This window comes from Terrimicrobium sacchariphilum, from assembly GCF_001613545.1.
GTDB classification, from domain to species: Bacteria; Verrucomicrobiota; Verrucomicrobiia; order Chthoniobacterales; family Terrimicrobiaceae; genus Terrimicrobium; species Terrimicrobium sacchariphilum.
Genome location: NZ_BDCO01000002.1, coordinates 1,306,547 through 1,324,194, shown reverse-complemented (window position 1 = coordinate 1,324,194; position 17,648 = coordinate 1,306,547). Strand labels below are relative to the sequence as shown.

Here is a 17,648-nt window from a genome sequence, read left to right as displayed (position 1 = left end):
CGGGGAGTCCGGTAAGATGAGCGGACTCCTCAGCCCGCGACGCTCGATACCGCGGCCCTTTTACTGGGGCTCCGCGGTACTGGGTTTCGTCGTCCTGTTGTGCGTCTGGCAATGGGCGGCGGGTTACTATGCGGGACAGGGAAAACAGGTTCTCTTTCCCTCGCCTGCCGCCGTCGGGCAGGTGATGCAAAACATGGTGCGCGGAGCGGCGACCGGGCAGGAACCGGCGGCACGCGATTTTCAAAATTTCGCCACCGATCTCCGGATCAGCTTTTTTCGCGTCACGGCGGCCTTTGCCCTGGCCGCGCTTACGGCGATTCCGCTCGGGGTGATGATCGGCTCCTACCGTATAGGAGAGGCCTTCATTCAGCCGGTGACGGAATTCATCCGCTACATTCCCGTCCCGGCCCTGATTCCACTCCTGATCGTGATCTTCGGCATCGAGGAAACGTCGAAGATCATGCTGATCTATCTCGGCACCTTCTTTCAGCTCATGCTCATGGTGTCGGACGAAATCCGGCGCGTGCCTTACGATCTGGTGCAGGCGGTTTACACCATGGGCGGCACGCGGCGTGAGGCGGTGACGGAAGTGCTGCTCCCCGCCTCCTGGCCCGGCATCGTCGATGCGCTGCGGCTGTGCAACGGCTGGGCCTGGTCGTGGCTCATCGTGGCGGAACTCGTCGCCGCCAATGAGGGCATGGGCTTCCGCATCGTGAAGTATCAGCGCTTCCTCCAGACGGATAAGATCTTTTTCTACCTCGTCGCGCTAGGGGTCATCGGCCTGATGCTCGACCTCGCCTTCCGGCTCTTCAGCAAAATCGCGTTCCGCTGGAACGTCGCCGCCCGCAACTGATCATGGCGCTGGAACTTTCCCACATCACCAAGACCTTCCGCACCGGCGCCTCCGAAGTGTGCGCTCTGGAGGATTGCTCCTTCACCGTGAATGACGGGGAGTTTGTCTCGCTCATCGGGCCATCGGGCTGCGGAAAATCCACGCTGCTCTACATCGCCGCAGGCCTGGAGGAGGCCACCTCCGGCACCGTGATGCTGGACGATCGGGCGCTACGTGGTCCGGGGAAGGAGCGCGGCATGGTCTTCCAAAACTATACGCTCTACCCGTGGCTCACGGTGGAGCAGAACATCAAGTTCCCCTTCCGCCTAAAGGCAAACATGGACTATGCGCGGCCCAACGCCGTGATCATGGGAGAGATCGAGTACGCCGGGCATCTGCTGGAGATCATGGGCCTCGCGCAATTCCGCAATCGCTACCCGCGCGAGCTTTCCGGCGGGATGAAGCAGCGCGTCGCCATCGCCCGCGCCCTGACGAACAAGCCCCGCATCCTCCTGATGGATGAGCCTTTCGGCGCGCTCGACGCCCAGACCCGCGAGGAGCTCCAGGAGCTGATGCTGCTCCTCGGCCTCTACGAGAAAACCACCACACTGCTCGTGACGCACGACATCGAGGAGGCCATCTACCTCGCCGATCGCGTCATCGTGCTCTCCGCCCGGCCGGGTCGCATCCTGGAGGAAATCATCGTCCCCTTCCCCAAGGACCGCCTCCTCGATATCAAGCTCACGCCCGAGTTTCTCGCCCTCAAGCGCCGCCTCGTCGACCTGCTCCACGCAGGTGGGCGTCCCTCCTCCGGCCGGGCCGAAATCCTCGAGCGCCTCGGCCAGCATTTCCACGCCACGACCGCCTCGCCGGTCACCACCACGACAAACCAGCAACACCCATGAAACACACCATGAAAGCCATCGCCGCACTCCTGGTCGCGGCACTTACCGGATCGGCTCACGCCGCCGAAACCAAGCCCCTGAAGGTCGGATACAACAACTGGGTTGGATTCATCGCCTTCTTCGTCGCCCAGGATAAAGGGTACTTCAAACAAGCCGGGCTCGATGTGCAGCCCAAGGTCTTCAGCGCCCCGGGCGAGGGCCTTGTGCCCCTGATCTCGGGCGATCTCGACATCCATCTCTCGACCGTCGACGCCGCCATCCTGCGCTCCGCCAATGCGCCGGGTTCCCTCAAGGTGGTCGCGCTCGTCGACACCTCGGCCGGAGCCGATGCCGTGCTCGGCGGCCCGGCGGTGAAAACGCCCGCCGACCTGAAGGGCAGGAAGATCGCCGTGACCCTGGGCGAGTGCAACGAGGTGCTCCTGCAAAAGGCCCTGCAAGCTGGAGGCCTGACCGAAAAAGACGTGACCCTCGTCAACATGGACCCCGACGCCGCCGGGACCGCCCTAAAGGCCGGGAACGTCGACGCCGCCGTAACATGGGAGCCGTGGATCAGCCAGCTCGTCGGAGCAGGAAATGCCAATGCGGTCTTCACCTCGAAACAGGCACCAAACGTGCTTACCGATTGCGTGGTCATCAGCGCACAGGGTGAAAAAGCCAAAAAAGCGGAAATCGCAGCGTTCCTCGCCGCCATGAACAAGGCGACGGAATTCGTGAAGGCACACCCCGACGAGGCTGCAGCCATCGCGGGCAAGGCTCTGGAGGTTCCTGCCGAGGATATCAAGGGCATGCTCGGCAAGGTGACGCTCTACGACCTCGCTGCCAGTTCCGCCCAGATGAAGGGCGAAGCCGCGAAGAGCGCAGACGAACTGCTGATTTTCTTCAAGAACAAGGGGTCCGTCGACAAGGACGCCACCGTGGCCGGGCTGCTCGCTCCCGACTTCGCCAAATAACCAGGTCATGAACGACTTCGGCCTTTTGATGATCGACTTCCAGAGGGACTTCTGCGCCCGGGGTGGCTATAGCGACCTCTGCGGGGGACTGGACTGGGTGCTGCCTATATTGCCCAATGCCATCCGCCTTCTGGAGGAGGCGCGAGAGGCCGGAGCGTTCATCGTTCACACCCGCGAAGGCTACGCGCCCGATCTGTCGGATTGCCCGCCCGTGCGGGTGGAGCGTTCGCGCAAGGCGGGCGGAGAGTATGGCAGCCAGGGACCGCTCGGCCGCCTGATGATCCGTGGCGAGTACGGACATGACTTTGTCGACGAACTCCAGCCGCTGCCGGGCGAGACCGTGCTGGATAAGAATACCTACGGGGCGTTCGCGAAATCTGACCTCGAAAAGCTACTCAAAGAAAAAGGCGTGCGCCGCCTCGCCATCGCGGGAGTAACCGCTGATGTGTGCGTCCACACCACGCTCAGGGAAGCGGCTGACCGGGGTTTCGATTGCTATTATGTGCGCGATGCCATCTCGACCTTTGACCCGGAGATCCGCCGCGCCTGCGAGCTGATGGTGAACCAGGAGGGCGGCATCTGGGGGCAACTCGTCACCGTCGAGGAAATCGCTTCGCTCTGGAGGGCCGTCTGATGAATGCATTTTCTCCGCAGCCACGATTCACCTGGCCGGGAGGGGCCAAGGTGGCCGTCATGTTGTGCTTCGACGTCGACGGCGAAACCACCGCCCTCGAGCATGACCCCGCCCTGGCAAAGCGCCTGACCACCATGTCGCAATGCGAATATGGTCCGACCGTGGGCGTGCCGCGCCTGCTGGGCTTGCTCGACCACTGCCAGGTGCCCGCCACGTTTTTTATTCCCGGCTACATCGCCGAGCATCATCCGGAGATGACTCGCGCGGTGCAGGCCGCCGGACACGAGATCGGGCTGCACGGGTATTTGCACGAACGCCTGATCACGCTCAACGAAACCCAGGAGGAGGCGATTCTGCAAAAGAGCTTCACCATTCTGGAGGATCTCACCGGGACGCGCCCTGTCGGCTATCGCGCGCCGTGGTTTGAGTTGAATCCCTGGACGCCTTCAGTCCTGCAACGCAATGGCGTCTTTTACGTCGCCAGCGCCATGGGCGACGACGTGCCGTATCGTCATCATAACGGCCTCATCGAAATCCCCGGCCAGTGGATGCTGGAGGATTGGGAGCAGTTTGCCTTCAACGCCGATCCCGCGTGGGGATCGATCCCCGAGAATTGCGACAAGGTCTTCGATCTCTGGTGGAAGGAATTTGAAGCCATGTACGATTTTGGCTGCTGCTTTGTGCTCACGCTGCATCCGTGGCTGTCGGGCCGTCCGTCGCGAGTGCGGCTGCTGGAAAAACTAATCAACGCCATGAAAGCCAAGCCCGGCGTGTGGTTTGCGCGCGGAGCGGAGATCGCGCGGTGGTACGACCAGACGCCGGAGGCCCGGCGGGAGGTTGATTTCGACCGGCTCGCGGGTAAATAGGATATCGCATGGGTAACGCACTCAAGGTGGTCGATGCGGGAGAGATTCCCGTCGCGCCAGCCAGACCCAGAGGCCGACCGGCCGAGGAACTGGCCCGGGCCTGCGTCGCGCTGCAAACCCTCGGCATTCGCGACCGCGAGATGTACTCGCTCCTGTTTCGCAAGACGCTGGAGGAAAACCCGGATTTCTTCGGCGTGTGGAGCGTGTGGGAACCCGACGCGCTGGACGGCCAGGATGCGAAGTTTCGCAATGCCCCCGGCCACGACCAATCGGGGCGCTTCGTACCATTCTGGAATCGCAGCGGCGGCGAGGTACGGCTCGATCCGGTCACCGGGTACGAATACCCCGGCCCCGGCAACTGGTACTGGGTCTCGACCAGCCAGAAACAGCTCTGCGTGATGGACCCATACATGTACCCCGTGGCGGGAAAACGGCTGCTCCTCACCAGCCAGATCGCCCCGGTCGTGATGGACGGCCAGTGCCTCGGCATCACCGGCGTGGATATTTCCGTGGAGTGGTTTGTCGAGCATACGATGAAAGGCAAGGCGGGAGCCTCCCTGCCCGAAACGAATCTTTACGAGGAGCTGATGGAGCGCGGCCTGGTTTTTCTCAACAAGCGCGGCGAGGTGCGCTATTGGACGCAGAAAACCCGCGAACTGCTTGCGCGTTACCTCCCGGAACCCGAGCGGCTCCTGCCGCGCGAGGTCCTCAAGGCGGTCAACGCCAGCACGGGCGCGGGCCCGGTACAGATTCATTTCCGTCATTGCTACTCGGAGCTCGCCGTCACGATCATACCGCTTCGCTCCGAGGCGCTGGTGGTCGCATCGGAAACGTCCTATTCCCCCTGCGATCGCGCCTGCACGCTGACGGCGCGGGAGCGCGAGGTGCACCACTGGCTCTCGCAGGGCAAGTCGAACGAGCAGATCGCGCAGATCCTCGGGATCAGCGTGCACACGGTGAAAAACCACCTCGATCACATCTTTGAAAAGCTCGGCGTCGATAACCGCGTAGCCGCCGCCATGGCCTGCATCGATCGTCCCGCCGCCGCCTAGATTCTGCCTCGTAGTTCAAGCCACTTGCACAGAAGCCGAAGTTGGGGCAGTCTCCGGGACTTCTGGAAGCCATGAAATCCCTGCTGATCAAACTTTTCACCTCCGCGACTGCAGTCGCTCTCCTTTTCGGCCTGAGCGCCTGCGAAACGACTTCGCTGGGCCGCAAGAACTCCTTTGATTTCGATCCGCCGCTCACCCAGCCGAAGAATCCCGCCAAGGTGAAGCTCTTCCTGAGCACCGGAGCCCAGCGCCTCTATGTCGTCGAGGGTGACAAGGTCCTGCTCGCCACGCCCGTGACGGTAGGCGCGCCCTCCAGCCCGACGCCGCTCGGCACCTACACGATTTACTCCAAGGTCGAAAATCGCCGCCGCGTGAGCAATCCGGATGCGGGTTATCCGATGACCTTCTGGATGGAGTTCAAGCCCGCCTACGGCCTGCACTGGGGCTTCGTCAAACCGTACCCGGCCACGCATGGCTGTGTGCGTCTCCCGATCGATTCGGCCCGCAAGGTCTTTTCGGTGGTCCGGGTCGGTACGCCGATCAACATCGCCAAGAGCCAGCCATGGGACGCGACCATCGGCAAAACCCTGCCTGTGCTCGACGACGGTCCGCTCCCGAACCCCCCGAAATCCTATCTCCTCAGCCCCGAGGTGTTTCAGGATGCCCGCAAGGGCCGGATGTGGCAGTGGGATTAATCCCAAAAGCTGCGTAACTTTCCGTCCGGGTCGAGGCTCCCTGCTTCGGCCCGGATTTTTTTGGCCTGCGCACCGGCGTTCCAACGCAACGTTGTGATGGACGTGGATCCCCCTTCATCCAGCGCGGTAATCCGCAGGTGATGCGCAAAGTGGATAGTTTTGCCCGCTCCTTGTGTTAAGTCGCCCTGCCTGCCATTTACGGGCGATACACAACCGGTTTCTCGATGCGCATATTTCTCTCATTAACCGTCTGGGCCTTTCTCTCCGTCATTTCACTACGTGCGGAGGACAAGCCAAACATCATCTATATCGTAGCCGACGATATCGGCTGGAAGGACGTCGGCTTTCAGGGAGCCAAGGACATCCTGACTCCGAACATCGACAAGCTCGCCTCGCAGGCGGCGAAGCTCGACCAGTTTTACGTGCAGCCCATGTGCACGCCGACGCGGGCGGCCCTCATGACCGGACGCTATCCCATGCGCTACGGCCTCCAGACGCTGGTCGTTCCCAGCAAGGGTTCCTATGGCTTGGCCAAGGACGAATACCTTCTCCCGCAGGTGCTCAAGGATGCGGGCTACGACACCGCCATGGTAGGCAAGTGGCACCTCGGCCATGCCGATGCCGACTACTGGCCCAGGCAGCGCGGGTTTGATTACTTCTATGGCGCAGTCCTCGGAGAGATCGACTACTTCACCCGCGAGGCCCATGGAGTGCTCGACTGGCAGAGGAATAACAAGGCCGTGAAAGAAAAAGGCTATGTCACCGAGCTGCTCGGAGATGATGCCGTGAAGGTGATCGATGATCATAATACGAAGAACCCGCTTTTCCTCTACCTCGCCTTCACCGCACCCCACGCTCCCTATCAGGCGCCGCAGAAGTACATCGACCGGTTTGCCAACATTCCCAACGAAACGCGTCGCGTTTACGCCGGAATGATCTCGTGCATGGATGACCAGGTCGGCCGCGTCGTCGCCGCGCTCAAGGAAAAGGGAATGCTGGAAAACTCCATCATCGTCTTTCATAGCGACAATGGCGGTACAACCAACGCACGCCTCACCGGAGAGAGCAAGGTCAAGGAACTCCCCTGCGACAACAGTCCGCTCCGCGGAGGAAAGGGCGGTCTCTATGAGGGAGGTACTCGTGTGCCGGCATTCATCTTCTGGCCCGGCCATATCGCGGCAGGAGAGTTGAATGGCCTCTATCATATCACAGACATGCTGCCGACGCTCGCCGCCGTCTCTGGAGGCTCCACGGCGAACTGCAAGCCACTCGATGGTTCCGATGTCTCCGCGTCACTGACGGGCAAGGGTCCGTCCCCGCGCTCCGAGATCGTCTACAACATCGAGCCCTTCCGCGCCGCCGTTCGCGAGGGCGACTGGAAGCTCGTCTGGCGTACCGTGCTTCCGACCCAGGTCGAACTCTTCAATCTCAAGACGGACCCGAATGAAACGACCAACGTCGCCGCGGAGAATCCGCAGGTCGTCCAGGAGCTCCAGGCCCGAATCGAAAAACTGTCGAAAGAGGCGGCCAAGCCTCTCTTCTTTGGCACGGCGCTGGATGCCGTGATGGCCGGCGCCTTCGGACCGGCCACCATCCCGGTCGAAGACGAAGCCGTACCTCAACAGCCATGATCCTGCATCGTTCCTGCATTCTCACCACCGCCCTCGCCTTTTCCCTCGCCGCCAGCGCGATGGCTGGGGACAAGTCAACACCCTCGCCGGAACCTCCGCCCGTCCAGAACAGCTGGTTCGCCGACAACGTGCTGCGGCCCAAGGCGCCGTTTGAGGAGGTACCGGGCAAGGACCCAAACGGCTGGAGCTTCCGGCTGGAGCCGTATCTGTGGAGTCCCGGCGTCTACGGCACCGTCGGCATCGGGGACCTTCCCCAGATGGGAGTAAACTCCAGCCCGATCGATGTGCTGAAGCAACTGGACTGGGGCGTATTTATGCAGGCGGAGATCCGCAAGGGGCGGTGGGGCATCGCAGCGGATGGTTTTTTTGCCCAGTTCTCCGCTGATCTCACGCCATCCGGCCCGATCTACAAGAGTGCCAGCGCACAACTCCAGCAAAGTATGGACTCCTTCATCCTCGCCTACCGTGCGATCGACGCGCGGAACTTCTTCGTCGATGCGTACGCCGGGGCCCGCGTCTACTACATGGGGCTCGATATAACAGCCGAGGTGAAGGACACCCGGGCGACCCGCCTCGCTCGGGCCATTGGCGAACGCGTCGCCCCGGAAAAGGCATTCCCCACCTCCGCTGATGCCGATCGCTGGTGGGCCGATCCGATCCTCGGGCTGCGTTTCCGGGTCAATGTCACTCGCGTGCTGTTCCTTACAGGACAGGCGGACGTCGGCGGGTTCGGCGCGGGATCGGACATCGCGTTCTTCACCCAGGGTTCCGCAGGGGTGAACATCACCCGCAACATCTCCCTCGAGGCGGGATACCGCTACATGTACGTGGATTACAACAAGGACAATTTCCTGTTCCGCATGAACATGCCCGGTGTCTACGCCGGGATGGGCTTCCGCTTCTAGGATCAGTCATTACGTCGAGCGGTCACCGATACCGGTCGACTGCTCACTTCCGTGAACGCTCAGGGTGCGGGCCGGACGCCCGGGCTCTCGATCGTGCTCACGCCGCCGGAGGAATTCGTCCGCGGAGCAGGACTCGGCGAAGCGGTGGGACTCGGGGTCGGCGAGATGGTATTGGTCGTCCCGGTATTCGCCGAGGGGTTGACGGTATCGCTCACTCCACCCGCGGACGTATTACCCGTCCCGGTTCCTGTGGAGTTCGTCTGGATCGTCCCTCCCTGACCGTTCTGGTACTGGCTTCCCGAGTTGCCCTGGGTGGCGTTGTTGTTCGTAGAAGTGACGGTCGATCCATCACTACGCAACATGCCCGATTGCACTCCGGCCTGGTTGCGCATCGGCTCCTGGGAGGTTCCGGTCGCCGTACCGGAGCTGCCGGTCTGCCCATTGCTGCCCTGCGTGCCATTCTGGCCTTGCATACCATTCTGGCCCTGCACGCCGGTCTGGGCATCGCCGGTAGCGCTGGAGGTGGAGCGCTGGGAATTGGTGGCGGCACTGCTATTTCCCGATCCGCTTTGCGAGCTGCCCGATCCATTTTGCGAGGTATTCCGCTGTCCTCCCGTACCGGTCGTGGTCCCGCCGGGATTTCCCGTTCCCGCGCCGGAACCCGATGCCCCGGTGGTGCCTTGCTGCGCCACCGCAACCAACGAAACGAGCGCGGAAGATACTGCGATTGCGAGGAGAGATTTGATCTTCATACAAAGGGATCGCCCTTTGGCCTGGCCTTGCGCCTCAGCCAGGGCACTGAGCAACCCCTCCGGTAAAAACGAAAAAGGCGCCGGCAGAAAAATCCACCGGCGCCTCGCTGGAAACTCCTCAGGCTTCGAGGCCGAAGTACCCGGCGGCATTGCCGTAGCAGATGTCGCGCACGGTCTGGCCGAGCAGATCAAAGTCCCATGGCAGTTCGCCCTTTTCCACGTCGGTGCCGATCATGTTGCACAGGATACGGCGGAAATACTCGTGGCGGGTGTAGGAGAGGAACGAGCGGGAATCCGTCAGCATGCCGACGAAGCGCGAAAGCAGGCCGAGATTTGACAGCGCGTTGATCTGCCATTCCATGCCTTCCTTCTGGTCGAGGAACCACCAGCCGCTGCCAAACTGCACCTTGCCGGGGACGGAACCGTCCTGGAAGTTGCCGACCATCGTCCCCATCACGTAGTTATCGGCGGGATTGAGGTTGTAGATGATCGTCTTGGGCAGGGAATTCTCGCTGTCGAGCACGTCGAGGTAGCGGGCCAGCGTGTGGGCCTGCCGCCAGTCGCCGATGGAGTCAAAGCCCGTATCCGGACCGAGGCTGCGCATGAGGCGGGTGTTATTATTGCGCTGCGCCCCGAGATGGAGCTGCTTCACCCAACCGCGACGCGCATCGAGGCGGCCGAAGAAGATCATGAGGAAACCCGCGAATTTCTCCCAATCCTCGGGATTCGCCCCCTCGCCGGCCCGGGCATCCTCAAAGATGCGACGTGCCTTTTTCTCGCTGGCAAAGGCTCCGGGGCAATAGCTCAGCCCGTGGTCGGAAAGCCGCGTTCCCATCTCGTGGAAGAAGTCGTGGCGCTTCTCCAACGCGTAGAGGAATCCGCCGAACTTCGTGCAGTCCACGCCGGAAACCGCCTCGAGTTTCTTGATCCAGGCGTTGAACGACTCCGGCTTGTCCACGCCCATGGCGCGATCGGGGCGGAAGGTCGGGTAGACCTTGGTGCCGAAAGGATTGTCCCGCAGGAAAATGTGCGCCGAGAGATCGTCGGTCGGGTCGTCGGTGGTGCAGATGACCTTGACGTTGCTGCGACGGATGAGGCTCTGCGTCGAGAAATCCGGCTGCGCCAGCAGTTCGTTGCACCGATCCCATATCCACTGGGCGCTGTGTTCATTGAGGATCTCGTCGATGCCGAAATACCGGAGCAACTCAAGGTGCGTCCAGTGGTAGAGCGGATTGCGCAGCGTGCGAGGCACGGTGCGGGCGTAGGCGAGGAACTTGTCAAACGGCTGGGCATCGCCCGTGCAGTAGCGCTCGTCGACTCCGTTGGAGCGCATGGCGCGCCACTTGTAGTGATCTCCGCCGAGCCAGATGTCGTAGAGATTGGCAAACTGCCGGTTGGACGCGATCTCAGCGGGAGGCAGGTGGCAGTGGTAGTCGAAAATGGGCTCCTGGCGGGCGTAGTCGTGGTACAACCTCTTCGCGCTATCGCTGTGCAGAAGGAAGTTGTCGGAGATGAAGGTTTTCATTTTAAGGGGTCCCCTCCAACTAAGCAGGCCTGCCCGTCCGCCTCAAGGCTTCCGGTAAAATCGCAGCGCCTCGATGGGTCCGCCAAAGTCCTTGAGCGGGTACACGCCCTTGACTCCCCCGCGACCGGGATCGCGGATGAGGTAGTCGTAACCGTCCTTGCCGCAAATCACCACAAAGTGCGTGACCCCAGAGGGATAGCGCAGCCGAATGATGACGGGATTTCCCTGGATGAGGTTCCGGTCGATGAGGAAATACGATGGCTTGTCCTCATAATGGGGAAGGAGTTTCGCCGTCAGGCCGGGAGCGAACTCCGCCGCCTTTTCCCAATAAATCCAGCCCTCCGGGGTGTAGCCGCCGGGTAATTGGGTGAGAAACTTGTTGAGCCGGCCCGGGTCGACATCGACGCCGTACGAGGCCAGCACCATCGCCGCCGAGGAAACCGCGCACCCCTCGCCGCCCACCGTCGATGGGGTTGTGGCCAACTGATCCTGCCCCCAGCGCGGGTCCTCCTGAAGGAACTGCGGGACGGAGAGTACGTAACGCGACGGAAAATACAGTCCGCCCGAGGGATCGATGGGCCGGCGACCGAGCCAGTCCGTCAACCACCACCCCGTCCACGCCACGAAGACGAGGAGAAACAACAGAACGAGGGACAATATCCGCCTTGCAGTCATGCGAGAGGAACATTGTCATGGTCGCATGATTGCGCGAGTCCTCTTTTTCCTCCTTCTCGCCCCGTGGTGGGCGATGGCCTCGGACTACAATGCCGTCGTGCTCGAGCAGATTTCGCGCATTCCGGGCGGCGGACGCTACGCCACCGACACCGGCGCGCATCAGGCGCTGACGCGGTCGGTTTCCGTGACGGACGCAGGCGCACGCATCACGCCAGGGGCGGCGCGGCCCAGCTATTGCTCCGGGGCGACGTACCTCGCCCTGCTCATGGCCTTGCAGGACTTGGAAAAACGTGGGGAGATCACCATCATGCCCGAGACATGGGAGGCGATCCGGCCCCAGCCGCTCCCGGATGGCACGGGCATCTGGGGCCGCTGGAATGCCAATGGTCCCGGCACGGCGCGGCTCTTTTACGAACTCGGCCTCGGCCGGAATTTCACCGACATCCGGGAGGCCCGACCCGGGGATTTTCTCAAGGTCTTCTGGACGGATGCCGTGGGGCAGAATGAACGCGGACATTCCGTGATCTATCTGGGTACGGAAATCGTAAACGGGCAGGAGATGGTGAAATACTGGTCCAGCAACAAGCCCGACGGCATGGGTACGCGCTCCGTCTCGCGCAAGAAAATCGCCTGGATGCTCTTTTCCCGGCTCGAGCACCCGGAGCGGATCGCCGCCTGGGCGAGCATTCCGAATTCCGACGCCTATCTCGCCTCGCTGCTGCGGGTGGACTCCAGCCGCCGCGAGGCGCTCAAGCTCTCGGGCGCAATGCCATAGGCGGCTTGCGTCGCGAAAAACCGCATCCTACCTTTTCCGCATGAGTCGCAAGATTCCCGTCTCCGCGCCACAGAACCCGCTCCAGTCCCCCTTCGCCGCCCTCCAGATGGACGGCCTGCCCGAGGGACAAGAGATCGCGCCGGAACCCGCTCCGGAAAAAGTGGACACGAAGCGCCACCGCATCGTCCTGCGCAAGGAAAAGGCCCAGCGCGGCGGCAAGACCGTCATCGTCGTGAGCCAGCTCCCGACGCACCTTTCTCCGCCGGAACTCGAGAATCTCCTCAAGGCCGCGCGCAAGTCACTCGGCTGCGGCGGCGCGCTCAACGGGCGCGAACTGGAGTTGCAAGGCGACCAGGCCTCGCGCGTCCGCACGTTCTTTGAGGGCCAGGGCTTCCTCGTAGGCGGCGTGAGCTGATATCGACGCCGCACGGCGAAGTCAGTTCGCCAGCCGCATCACATCCGAGGCCGGCCTGCCGCGATGCAGCAGGTGGGCCATTGTCTTCATGTAGGGATCGGTGTGGTGGAAAAACCGCTGGTACGCGGTGCAGAGGTAATTCAGCCCCTCCTCGCCATCGTGCGTCTTGAGGAAGCGATGCTTCGGGCACTCCCCGTTGCAGGCAAAAAGCACATGGCACTCGCGGCAATACTTTGGCAGCCCGTCCTTTTTCATCCGGCCAAACTGCTGCTGCCGCTCCGAGAGCGCGATATCGGCAAGCGGCGTCTCCATGATGTTACCCAGCCGATACTCGGGATAAACGAAATGATCGCAGCTGAAGACATCGCCATTGTGCTCGATGGCCATCGCTTCGCCGCAGGTTTCCCCAAAGGCGCAGACAGTGGATGGCAGGCCCATGTGACGACTGAGCGTGTTGTCGAAAAGCTGGACGAACGTCTGCCCGACATCGTGGCGCACCCACTCGTCGAAGATCCGGATGAGAAACTCGCCAAACTGCCGCGGCTCCACGCTCTCCTGGGTCACCACCGTGCGGCCCGGCGTCGACCGCTGGTGATCGATCTCCACGATGGGAATGAACTGCAAATAACGCGAACCCAGCCGCTTCAAGAAGCGGTAGACATCGAGCGGCTGCGCGGCATTGGTGCGGTTCACCACGGTGAGCGTGTTGAACTCGACCTTGTGCTTTTTCAGCAGCGCGATGCCGTTGACCACACGGTCAAAAGTCGGCTGTTGTTTTTTGTCGAGACGGTAGCGGTCGTGGATCTTGCGCGGCCCATCAATGCTCACCCCGATGAGAAAATGGTGCCGGTGGAAAAACTCGCACCACTCATCGGTGAGATTTGTCCCGTTGGTCTGGAGCGAGTTGCTGATCTTGCGGCCCTGACCATGACGGGCCTGCAACTCCAGTGCTTTTTCAAAGAAGCCCAGGCCGAGGAGGGTCGGCTCTCCGCCCTGCCAGACAAACGTGACCTCCTCCGTATCCTGCGAGTCGATGTATTGCCGGATATACTGGTCCAGCACAGGATCGGACATGCGAAAGCTCTCCGAGGCCGGATACATCTCCTTTTTGCCCAGGTAATAGCAGTAGGAACATTCCAGGTTGCAAATCGCCCCGAAGGGCTTGGCCATCACATGAAATGCACGGGGCCGCCTCGGGACCGAGGCCGGCGCTGGCAACAACTCACTCTTCACAGGAAGTCCTAGTATAAGTTTTCTCCGGATCTGATCCAGAAACTAATAATTTCCCTCGCTTAGTCCCTGCGGAAAATCTCCCCGACTGGACATCCCCTCTCCGATTTGCCACCCTTTTGAGACTGATTCGCTGCCCGCACGAAAACGCAAGGAATGTCGCAGGGCGGTATGACCCTGACATGAACCAATCCATCTTCGAGCGCCCACCCACAAGCACAGAACGTTTTGTCTTCTTCGGTGAAGTATTGGGACTCATTCTCGGAACACCCCAGTCCCGGATCGAGTCCACGCCGAGCGGCACCATTTCCATCGCGGGAGCGGAATCCAACACGGCCATTGCCCTGGCCCGGCTGGGATATTCGTGTCAGTTCAATACGGCCGTCGGCCATGATCCCTTCGGCGAGCGCATCCTGCGGACTCTGCGAGCAGAGCGTCTCGACGTAAGCAATGTCACGCCGAGCCGTCGAGCACCGACCGGCCTGCTCGTCCGCAACTGCTTCGCCTGGCGCGAACCGGATGTCTTCTATTACCGCAAGGATACCGCTTTTCTTTCCGAGAGCCTTGCCGTCGCGGAACGGGTAAAGTTTCAGCCCGGCGACATCTTTTTCACCACAGGAATCACCCTGGCCCTCGGCCCGCAAAGCCGGGAGGCAGGATCGGAACTCATCCGGCGAGCCTATGCGGAAAAAATGCCGGTGTATTTCGATGCAAATTTCCGCAGCAAGCTCTGGACTCGCGAAGCCTTCCGCGAATGCCTGACGCCGCTGCTGCCGAGTATTCACACGCTCTTCGTCGGAATCGAGGAGGGCCGCATCCTCACCGGAGCGACGAAGGTCGCCGATATTGCGAAGAAATGCCTCCAGGGAGGCGTTCAGGAGATCCTCATCAAGGATGGCGGAAAGGGTGCCTGGCAATTCCGCAAGGGTCAGGCTCCGCTGCATGGCAAGGCCTTCAAGGTCGCGCCGCTCGACACCATCGGTGCGGGAGACGCCTTCAACGCCGGGTTCCTCTCCGCCCGCCGGGAGAAGCTATCCCGTCCCCTCACCCTCCGCACGGCCAACGCGATGGGCGCGATGGCCTGCATGGGGCAGGGAGACTGGGAATCGATGCCGACCCGCAGCGAACTCGGCAGCTTCGTCCTCGGCGAAACGCAGGCGCGCCGTTAGGCCTTTGACACGCCCAGCACCTGGCGGCCCGTAGTCAGTCCGCCCGAGAGATTGCGCGCCGGGATGCCGTGTTGCCGCAGGAGTCGCGTGGCGACATAGCCACGCTGCCCCACCGCACAGTAAACCCGCAGATCCGGGGAAGCGGGGACGCGATCCAGCGAATCACGCAGGCTTTCCAACGGGTAATTCACCGCGCCGGGAGCATGGCCATGGGCAAACTCTCCCGGGCTGCGCACGTCGAGCAGCACGGTGTCGGGCGTGGCCGGCTCGCTCCAGTGCGTGATCGGCATGTCTCCGCGCGCCACGTCGGCGGCGATCATTCCCGCGAAATTGGCCGGGTCCTTCGCTCCGCCAAATTGCGGGGCATAGCACAGTTCAGCCTCCTCCAGGTCATAGATCGTTCCGGCCATCTGGATGGCCATGGCAATGACGTCGATGCGTCGGGCCACACCTTTCACTCCCACGCCCTGCGCGCCGAGCACGCGACCGTCGGAGGGACGAAAGATCAGCTTCAGACTCATCCCGGTGGCACCGGGGAAGTAGCCCGCGTGATCGTTGGGATGGAGATAGATTTTCTCAAAGTCGGTGTCACCGAGCCGGCGAAGGGTCTTTTCGCTCGCGCCGGTACAGGCCACCTCCAGGTCAAAAACCCCGCAGATCGCCGTACCCTGCACGCCGCGAAAACGCGCGTCGCGTCCGCAGATGTTATCCGCCGCGATGCGTCCCTGCCTTGCCGCCGGTCCCGCGAGTGGCACGAGCGCAGGCTGGCCGGTAACGTAATCCGTCACCTCCACGGCATCACCCACCGCCCAGATGGCCGGGTCGCTGGTGCGCATGTGCTGGTCGACGCGAATGCCTCCGCGGGAGCCCAGCACCAGACCTGCCTCGGCGGCGAGCCGCGTCTCCGGGCGAACGCCGATGGCGAGGATCACGATACCCGCCTCGTGGTGTTTGCCAGATTGCGTATGCACGACCAGCGCGCCGGAGTCTGTCTGCCCGATGGACTTCAAACCATCACCCAGGGCGAGTTGCACACCCTTTTGTGTCAGCTTCTCAGCCACGAGCGAGGCCATCTCGACATCAAACGGCGGCATGACCTGGTCGAGCATCTCGACGATGGTGACCTGCACGCCGCGATGGGTGAGGTTTTCCGCCATCTCCAGGCCGATGAATCCCCCGCCGATAACGACCGCAGTTTTCACCTCGCGCTCCTCCAGCCACTGTCGAATCTCCCGACTGTCGGGAATGGTCCGCAGCGAAAACACGCCGGGCAGATCGATGCCGTCGACCGGAGGCCGGAAAGGCGACGCGCCAGGAGAAAGCACGAGGTCATCGTAGGACTCGACTCTCACGCGATCATTCCGGCGGTCGATCACGGAGACGGTCTTCTTTTCCCGATCAATCGCCAGGACCTCGGTCTCGGTATGGACGTCGATATTGAAGCGGTCCTTGAACAGCTTCTCATCCGCCACGAGAAGGCTCTTTTCCTTTTCAATGACGCCACCAATGAAATACGGCAGCCCGCAGTTGGCGAAGGAAACAAAGGAACCCCGGTCAAAGATGACGATCTCCGCGTTTTCATCCATGCGCCGCAGCCGTGCGGCACAGGCCGCCCCGCCAGCCACGCCGCCCACGATAAGGACTCTCTTGCTCACGCCCGGCCTCCTTTCACGCAGCAGGAGGGGAGCGGACGGCGATTATTCCACGGCATGCGGGCGAGCAGCATGCCCATCCCACAAGTGTCTGTAACACCGGCAAAAACCAACCCCGCCCCGACAAACCCCGAGAGGGCAAACCACGCCGGGTTGACAAGAAAGCCGAGGACCACCCCCGTGAGCACAAAGGAACCCGCCGCAATGCGCACCTGGCGCTCGAGGGAAATCACGCCCTTGCCGCGGATGAGCGGCATCCCCGCAGCGTCCCAGGCTTTCACGCCGCCGTCGAGGACGGAGAGCTTCACCGCACCACCCAGTTCCTTTTGCAAACGCTCGGCGGCTCGCATGGCCCGCTGACCGCTGGCGCACACGACCACGCACTCCGGAGCGTTTCCGAGGAGAGTTTTCACCTCCCTCGGATCGAGTTCGGTCAATGGATGCAGCACCGAGCCTTCGATGTGCATTTCTTCATATTCCGCCGGGGTCCGGACATCCAGGAGCACCGCGTTGCCGATGCCCGCCGCCGGGACTTTGCGGATTGACTCTCCGCTGGTTGCAGTCGAGTTATTCATAAGGTATACGTATACAACTATATTCCGATACAGTAATATGCAAGGGAAAAACAAACCATCCATGTCCGATGCCCAGATCAACGAGGCCGCCCGGCTGTTCTCGATCCTGTCGGAACCCTCGCGGCTGAAACTCCTGCGCGCCCTGATGGATCGCCCGCTCACGGTCACGGAGCTGATCGAGGCGACGGAGATGAAGCAGGGCAACGTATCGAAGCACCTCGGCGTGCTGCTTACGGCGCGCTTCGTGGCGCGCGAGCGGGAGGGAAATTTTGCCCGCTACTGCATCGCGGATAAAAACGTCTACAAGCTCTGCGACGTGATGTGCTGCCGCATGGAGGAGGAGGCCCGCCGCGTGGCGGAGGAGTTTGGCGTCTCCTAGGACGTTCTGGAAAAGCAAAACGGCAGCCCCG

19 protein-coding genes are annotated in these 17,648 nt (G+C 62.0%); 13 read left to right on the top strand and 6 right to left on the bottom strand.

What is annotated here, in order from left to right:
- Window positions 1-16: 16 nt before the first annotated feature.
- The 9 genes from TSACC_RS06305 to TSACC_RS06265 all read left to right on the top strand — a co-directional run bounded on the left by TSACC_RS06305 (window position 17) and on the right by TSACC_RS06265 (window position 8,470).
- Entirely contained in the window at window positions 17-853 is an 837-nt protein-coding gene (locus tag TSACC_RS06305) for an ABC transporter permease (RefSeq protein ID WP_075078532.1), read from the top strand.
- 2 nt (window positions 854-855) lie between these two features.
- On the top strand, window positions 856-1,737 hold the full coding sequence (locus tag TSACC_RS06300; protein ID WP_084400251.1) for an ABC transporter ATP-binding protein: 882 nt from the start codon (window positions 856-858) through the stop codon (window positions 1,735-1,737).
- Window positions 1,734-2,687 carry an ABC transporter substrate-binding protein gene (locus tag TSACC_RS06295; protein WP_075078530.1) on the top strand — a complete coding sequence of 318 codons (954 nt, stop codon included), beginning with the start codon at window positions 1,734-1,736 and terminating at the stop codon, window positions 2,685-2,687. The genes TSACC_RS06300 and TSACC_RS06295 overlap by 4 nt, the downstream gene beginning before the upstream one ends.
- Before the next feature lie 7 nt (window positions 2,688-2,694).
- The gene (locus TSACC_RS06290; RefSeq protein WP_075078529.1) at window positions 2,695-3,321 is read left to right on the top strand and encodes a cysteine hydrolase family protein; all 627 of its coding nucleotides are present in this window, start codon (window positions 2,695-2,697) and stop codon (window positions 3,319-3,321) included.
- Window positions 3,321-4,187, top strand: a complete 867-nt coding sequence (locus TSACC_RS06285) for a polysaccharide deacetylase family protein (RefSeq protein ID WP_075078528.1) — start codon at window positions 3,321-3,323, stop codon at window positions 4,185-4,187. The genes TSACC_RS06290 and TSACC_RS06285 overlap by 1 nt, the downstream gene beginning before the upstream one ends.
- A gap of 8 nt (window positions 4,188-4,195) precedes the next feature.
- Window positions 4,196-5,239 carry a LuxR C-terminal-related transcriptional regulator gene (locus TSACC_RS22605; protein WP_075078527.1) on the top strand — a complete coding sequence of 348 codons (1,044 nt, stop codon included), beginning with the start codon at window positions 4,196-4,198 and terminating at the stop codon, window positions 5,237-5,239.
- 71 nt (window positions 5,240-5,310) lie between these two features.
- Window positions 5,311-5,934 carry a L,D-transpeptidase gene (locus tag TSACC_RS06275; RefSeq protein WP_075078526.1) on the top strand — a complete coding sequence of 208 codons (624 nt, stop codon included), beginning with the start codon at window positions 5,311-5,313 and terminating at the stop codon, window positions 5,932-5,934.
- 224 nt (window positions 5,935-6,158) lie between these two features.
- Window positions 6,159-7,565 carry an arylsulfatase B gene (locus TSACC_RS06270; RefSeq protein WP_075078525.1) on the top strand — a complete coding sequence of 469 codons (1,407 nt, stop codon included), beginning with the start codon at window positions 6,159-6,161 and terminating at the stop codon, window positions 7,563-7,565.
- Window positions 7,562-8,470, top strand: a complete 909-nt coding sequence (locus TSACC_RS06265) for a hypothetical protein (RefSeq protein WP_075078524.1) — start codon at window positions 7,562-7,564, stop codon at window positions 8,468-8,470. The genes TSACC_RS06270 and TSACC_RS06265 overlap by 4 nt, the downstream gene beginning before the upstream one ends.
- Window positions 8,471-8,529: 59 nt before the next feature.
- Here TSACC_RS06265 and TSACC_RS06260 read toward each other — a convergent pair whose 3' ends face one another.
- From TSACC_RS06260 to TSACC_RS06250, 3 genes are all read right to left on the bottom strand, one after another.
- Window positions 8,530-9,222 (bottom strand): hypothetical protein, encoded by a 693-nt coding sequence (locus tag TSACC_RS06260; protein ID WP_153811309.1) that lies wholly within the window; start codon window positions 9,220-9,222, stop codon window positions 8,530-8,532.
- 118 nt (window positions 9,223-9,340) lie between these two features.
- A complete protein-coding gene (uxaC, locus tag TSACC_RS06255; RefSeq protein ID WP_075078522.1) occupies window positions 9,341-10,747 on the bottom strand; it encodes a glucuronate isomerase in 1,407 nt (468 codons plus the stop codon).
- A 42-nt stretch (window positions 10,748-10,789) separates the two neighbouring features.
- Window positions 10,790-11,422, bottom strand: coding sequence for a C39 family peptidase (locus TSACC_RS06250; protein WP_153811308.1), 633 nt, complete (start codon window positions 11,420-11,422; stop codon window positions 10,790-10,792).
- A 25-nt stretch (window positions 11,423-11,447) separates the two neighbouring features.
- On the opposite strand from TSACC_RS06250, the gene TSACC_RS06245 reads away from it, so the two are divergent.
- Window positions 11,448-12,197: a hypothetical protein gene (locus TSACC_RS06245; RefSeq protein ID WP_075078520.1), complete on the top strand. Its 750-nt coding sequence runs from the start codon at window positions 11,448-11,450 to the stop codon at window positions 12,195-12,197.
- A 40-nt stretch (window positions 12,198-12,237) separates the two neighbouring features.
- The gene (locus TSACC_RS06240) at window positions 12,238-12,612 is read left to right on the top strand and encodes a translation initiation factor (RefSeq protein ID WP_075078519.1); all 375 of its coding nucleotides are present in this window, start codon (window positions 12,238-12,240) and stop codon (window positions 12,610-12,612) included.
- A 21-nt stretch (window positions 12,613-12,633) separates the two neighbouring features.
- Here TSACC_RS06240 and TSACC_RS06235 read toward each other — a convergent pair whose 3' ends face one another.
- On the bottom strand, window positions 12,634-13,782 hold the full coding sequence (locus tag TSACC_RS06235) for an anaerobic sulfatase maturase (protein WP_075078518.1): 1,149 nt from the start codon (window positions 13,780-13,782) through the stop codon (window positions 12,634-12,636).
- A 242-nt stretch (window positions 13,783-14,024) separates the two neighbouring features.
- On the opposite strand from TSACC_RS06235, the gene TSACC_RS06230 reads away from it, so the two are divergent.
- The gene (locus TSACC_RS06230; RefSeq protein ID WP_075078517.1) at window positions 14,025-15,011 is read left to right on the top strand and encodes a sugar kinase; all 987 of its coding nucleotides are present in this window, start codon (window positions 14,025-14,027) and stop codon (window positions 15,009-15,011) included.
- Here the strand turns inward: TSACC_RS06230 and TSACC_RS06225 are convergent.
- Both TSACC_RS06225 and TSACC_RS06220 read right to left on the bottom strand, forming a co-directional pair.
- Window positions 15,008-16,666 carry an FAD-dependent oxidoreductase gene (locus tag TSACC_RS06225; RefSeq protein ID WP_075078516.1) on the bottom strand — a complete coding sequence of 553 codons (1,659 nt, stop codon included), beginning with the start codon at window positions 16,664-16,666 and terminating at the stop codon, window positions 15,008-15,010. The two genes, TSACC_RS06230 and TSACC_RS06225, sit on opposite strands and share 4 nt — an antisense overlap.
- The gene (locus TSACC_RS06220) at window positions 16,663-17,238 is read right to left on the bottom strand and encodes a rhodanese-like domain-containing protein (RefSeq protein ID WP_075078515.1); all 576 of its coding nucleotides are present in this window, start codon (window positions 17,236-17,238) and stop codon (window positions 16,663-16,665) included. Before TSACC_RS06220 ends, TSACC_RS06225 begins: the two co-directional genes overlap by 4 nt.
- Window positions 17,239-17,299: 61 nt before the next feature.
- Between TSACC_RS06220 and TSACC_RS06215 the strand changes: the two genes are divergently transcribed.
- A complete protein-coding gene (locus TSACC_RS06215) occupies window positions 17,300-17,617 on the top strand; it encodes an ArsR/SmtB family transcription factor (RefSeq protein ID WP_101927826.1) in 318 nt (105 codons plus the stop codon).
- The last annotated feature ends 31 nt before the right edge of the window (window positions 17,618-17,648 follow it).